The 4,628-nt window shown below is 55.7% G+C and carries 2 protein-coding genes and 1 pseudogene; all 3 read right to left on the bottom strand.

The genetic code is table 11. The annotated features are described in order from the left end of the window. Positions 1-181: 181 nt before the first annotated feature. Positions 182-3,382, bottom strand: coding sequence for an efflux RND transporter permease subunit (locus F591_RS0110385; protein ID WP_019534534.1), 3,201 nt, complete (start codon positions 3,380-3,382; stop codon positions 182-184). Continuing rightward, entirely contained in the window at positions 3,379-3,972 is a 594-nt protein-coding gene (locus F591_RS0110380) for a TetR/AcrR family transcriptional regulator (protein WP_019534533.1), read from the bottom strand. Before F591_RS0110380 ends, F591_RS0110385 begins: the two co-directional genes overlap by 4 nt. A 205-nt stretch (positions 3,973-4,177) precedes the next feature. After that, positions 4,178-4,628, bottom strand: a pseudogene (locus F591_RS27790) (Rpn family recombination-promoting nuclease/putative transposase); the annotation flags it as partial.

Here is a 4,628-nt window from a genome sequence, read left to right as displayed (position 1 = left end):
AAGGAATCGCTTGTCATAGGCGTCTATTTTGAAAATTTCTGCGGTATCCAGACGCTGAATTTTCAATACCGCAGGTGACGGCCGATGACGAAGGAATCGCTTGTCATAGGCGTCTATCTCAGTATAGCGGAATGCGCCCCCTGGAAGCAACCGAAGCGGTCCGCCTTGTCCGGCTGGTTCGTTAAAGCGATGGATGATGCGCGGCGCGCCCTTTTCGGGCTGCTCGCCGGTCTCTCCACTGCTGTAATATGACGAACAGCGAAGGCACGACGATCAGCGTCAGGATCGTCGAATATAACAACCCGGAGATGATGGTGATTCCCATCGGACGCCACAGGTTGCCGCCCATGATCGTCATCGGCAGCAGCCCGCTGATCGCCGTCGTCATCGTCAGCAATATCGGCCTCAGCCTTGCCTTGCCTGCTTCGGCTACCGCCTCGTGCAGCGGCAGTCCGCGTTCCAAGGCCTGCTCGATAAATTCGATCAGAATGATGCCGTTGCGCACAACGATGCCCGCCAGGCTGACCAGCCCCATCAGCGCCATGAAGCCGATCGGCGAATTCGTCAGGAACAGGCCGATGACCGCTCCGCCGGCCGCCAAATACACGGTGGACAAGATCAGCACCGGAATGGACAAGGAGTAGAACTGCATCGCCATAATGATATAGATCAGCAAAATCACGACGATGGACAGCCGTCCGATCGAGGCGAACGCTTCGTTGCGCATCTCGTTCTCGCCGCCGTAATCGATCGTATAACCGGGGGGCAGCTCGTACGCCGCCATCTCCGCCTTCAAATCCTTGACGATGTCGTCGGGCAATCGCCCTTCGTTGAAGCTTTTGACATTAATGACCCGCGTCTGGTCGCGGTGATGGATCGACTTCATCATCGTTCCGACCGTAAGCTCGCCAAGCTCCTGAACGGTAACCGTTCCTCCGTTCTGGGAGGGCACATACATCTTCTTCATCGTCTCAATCGGGTCGCTGCCGCGTTCCTTGGCATACAGCGTCACGTCGATGAGCTTGTCGCCCTGCTGCATCTCTGCAACCTCCAGCCCTTCCGTAGCGATGCGGATGGTGGACGACAAATCTTTGTCGTTGACTCCGAAGATGCGCAGCTTGCCGGGATCGGCATTCAAGACATAGGTAGACATGTCTTCGCCGACATCGTCCGTAATGCTGATCGTTCCGGGTATTGCGCTGAGCTTGCTCTTCACATCTGCCGCGATGCGGCGAAGCTCGCTCAGGTCGTCCCCGCCGATCCGAACGACGATCGGCGCGCCCACCGGCGGCCCTTGCTCCAGCTGCCTTGGGGTGATTTCCACATCCTGCGGGAACATCGCACTCAACTGCTCCCGCCAATAGCCGACGACGTGCTCAGGATGAATGACGTTCTTATCGATCTTGACGAACAGCTGTCCGATCGTCTCCCCGCTCTTCTCCTGCTCCGAATAGTAGAAACGCGATGCCGTACGTCCGGAATATGCCGAGACAAAACGCACGCCGGGCTGCTCCTTAAGCCAGGCAGCCGCTTTGGCCAGCGTATACTCCGTCTCCGCCAAGACACGTCCCGTCGGCAGTTGGAAGTCGATCAGCATTTCTTCCTTTTCCGCCGGAGGGAAGTACTGGATGCCGAGAAACGGCAGCAGTCCGAAGGCGCTCGTGCCGATCAGGAGCGCAATGCCTCCTGTCAGCAATGGCCGCCGCAAAAACCGGTGAATTTGACGCGAATAATATTCGCTTAGCCGATGGATCGGCCTGCCGAGCAGACCTGGCGTATCGAGCGGTTCCGCTGTCTCTGCCCGGTCCGGAGCTGCCGCTTGGGGCGCTTGCTTCGCGGCCGCCTGTTCGGTCGCGACGCTCCCCAGCAGGCGGCGGGCGGGATTATGGCGGCCTGCTTTTTTCATGCGCTGCAGGGCGCGCTCGCCGGCCCACTGGCGGTAGATCGGGACGACTGTAAGGGACATCGCCATCGACGCTCCCAGCGTCATCGTAACGACGACCGGAAGCGGCCGGATGAAGCTGCCGATGTCGCCCTCAAGGAAATAGAGCGGCAGGAAAGCCGCCGCCGTCGCAATCGTCGCGGTCAAGATCGAGATCGCCACGTCCCGGCTTCCTTCCAGCGAGGCGGTAGCAGGATCGTTGCCGAGTTGCAGCCGCCGCTGGATATTGTCGTTCACAACGATCGCATCGTCCACAAGAATCCCGAGCACGATGACAATCGCAACGATCGTAATCTGATTCAGGTCGATTCCCATCCAGGGAACCGGAATGAAGCCGACAGCAATCGATATCGGAATCGCCAAAGCAACGACCAGCGCCGTGCCGAAGGTAAGGCCGAGCGAGCAGACGACGATGACGGCGAGCATGCCGATCAGCAGCTCCTGACTCAAATCCCGGAACAGGTGGTCAAGGCTCTCCTTCTGGTTAAAGAGCGATTTGATCTCGACGTTCGACGGCAGCTGCTTCGCCAGCTCGGCCGCCTTGGCATCGATTCGCTGCTGCAGAGCAGGGATGTCGGCCCCTTTCTCCGCATTGATAACGAGGTCGAGCGCAGGCTTGCCGTTATGCAGAATCGAGACTTCTTTCTTCTTCGGCTGCAATCGAACGTCGGCAACGTCTTTGATCTTCAGCGTATTACCGTTCGGCAAACCAAGAATTTCCGTATTGGCGATATCCTCCGCGGTCCGCCATTCCCCTGCCATATCGATGTAAAAGGAGTGGTTGTCCTGTTCCACCGTACCGAGCGGAAGACGCTCATGCTTGTTTTGCAGCGCCTGGGCGACGATGCCCCAAGGGAGACGGAACGAATTCAGCTTCTCGGTATCCAGCGTAATGGCGACTTCCTGGTCGGGAAGCCCGACAATCTCCACGCTGCTTACCCCGGGAATCGTCTCCATCTGCTTTTTCCAAATGTCCATCACCGGTCGAAGTGACTCCAGCTCCTCGGGCGACTCGACCACAAAATGATAGATTTGCTCGGCGATTTTGCTGAGATCGTCATTCACGACGGGCTGATGCGCATCCTCCGGCAGTTCGCTGACGGCGGCCTGCGTTTTTTGCCGCAGCGTGTCCCATGCCCGGCGAATATCCGTACTAGGATTGACTTCGACCTGAATCATCGATACGTTCGCCGACGAGGTGGACGTCAGCAGCTTGATATCGTTCATTTCTTTAATTTTCCGTTCCAGCGGCCGCGTGACGAACTGCTCGACCTTCTCGGGCGAAGCGCCCGGGTAGATGGTTGTAACCATCGCCATCGTCAGGTCGACCTCCGGATTTTCCCGCTGTTTCATCGTGGCAATGTTGACCATGCCGATCAAAACGGCCATCACAAAAAACAGGATGGTGATTTTACGGTAACGAAGAAGCCGTGCAATCATGCCTCGTCCCCTCCTGCCTCCGAATCAGCCGGGCAATTGCCATGAATGCCGACCAGCGCGTCCGTCAGCGGATCGATATATTCGGTTCCGTGTCCTTTCACGACGAACCATTGATAGGAAGCCATTTCGACCATCCCGATCAAGCCGTAGGCGGTCATTTCCAGCTGCTCGTCCGTATAGCCCGGATAAGCTCCGGCCTGCTTCAGCAGCCTGACGATGCTCTCAGCCATCCGTTCATAATATTGCTCCGAAATATCGGCGATTTCCGGAGACGCAGCGCCGTGAAGATTCAAAATGCACAAAATTGTCCGGTTTTGGTAACAAATCGTCACCGTCCGACGAATTACCAGCCGCATCGTGCCGGGGTCGCAATACGGCGGAACGTCGTCCAAGGCCTGGACGATCTCTTGCAGACAAGTCTCTGCGATGCTGCGGAACAAATCTTCCTTGCTTTTAAAATACAAGTAAAACGTCCCCTGCGCGATGCCCGCATCCTTCACAATGTCCGACACTTTCGTGGCATGAAATCCCTTCTCTTCGAACAGCTTCAGCGCCGAGGCGATGATGCTCTCCTTCTTCGCTTCACTCACTCGCAAGCGCCCTCCCCAAACCTGTTGAATAGTCTCTCTAGATGACTGACTCATCAGTCACTTTTTCACAATAAAAATATGACTGACGAGTCAGTCATGCCCATCATAACACGGATTGGAAAAACTTTCAACGGAAACAGACGGCTGCTTATGCCGCCGTCATTTTATAAAAGTTATTGAAACAGATCTTTCCGGCTTTCATGGATTAATGCTTGCCGAGCTTGCGAACCTCATCTACCGGAAGCACTTGGCGCCTTTCTCTTTCATTATAGCCCATTTTGGCAAGCAAGGCAGCAGCCACCGGATTGTCCGACTGAATAAATTGCCGCCAGTTTTGATTTCGCAGCTCGACCTTCAAAAACTGAAACCGCAATATTTCATGCCCCGGAATTTCCATCGTTACAGAATCCGGTTCATCCTTCACATCGTCGGCCGTAAAAATGGCGATCGGAATGATCAGCTTATGCTCTTTCCGATGCCGCTCGAACAAGCGTCCAAAATAAATAAACATGCGTTCATGAAAATCCGCATCCCTATAAGACTGCGGCTCAAAGTGAATCAGCACATAGGCATCAAGCTCGGTATACTTCGTTTCAAGCAGGAGATCGAGCTCCCTGGATTCGTGGCCGACAATATCGACGAGCAGTTCCTGCATG

Origin of the sequence: Paenibacillus ginsengihumi DSM 21568 (assembly GCF_000380965.1) — a bacterium.
Lineage (GTDB): Bacteria > Bacillota > Bacilli > Paenibacillales > NBRC-103111 > Paenibacillus_G > Paenibacillus_G ginsengihumi.
This window is presented reverse-complemented; position numbering and strand designations above follow the sequence as displayed.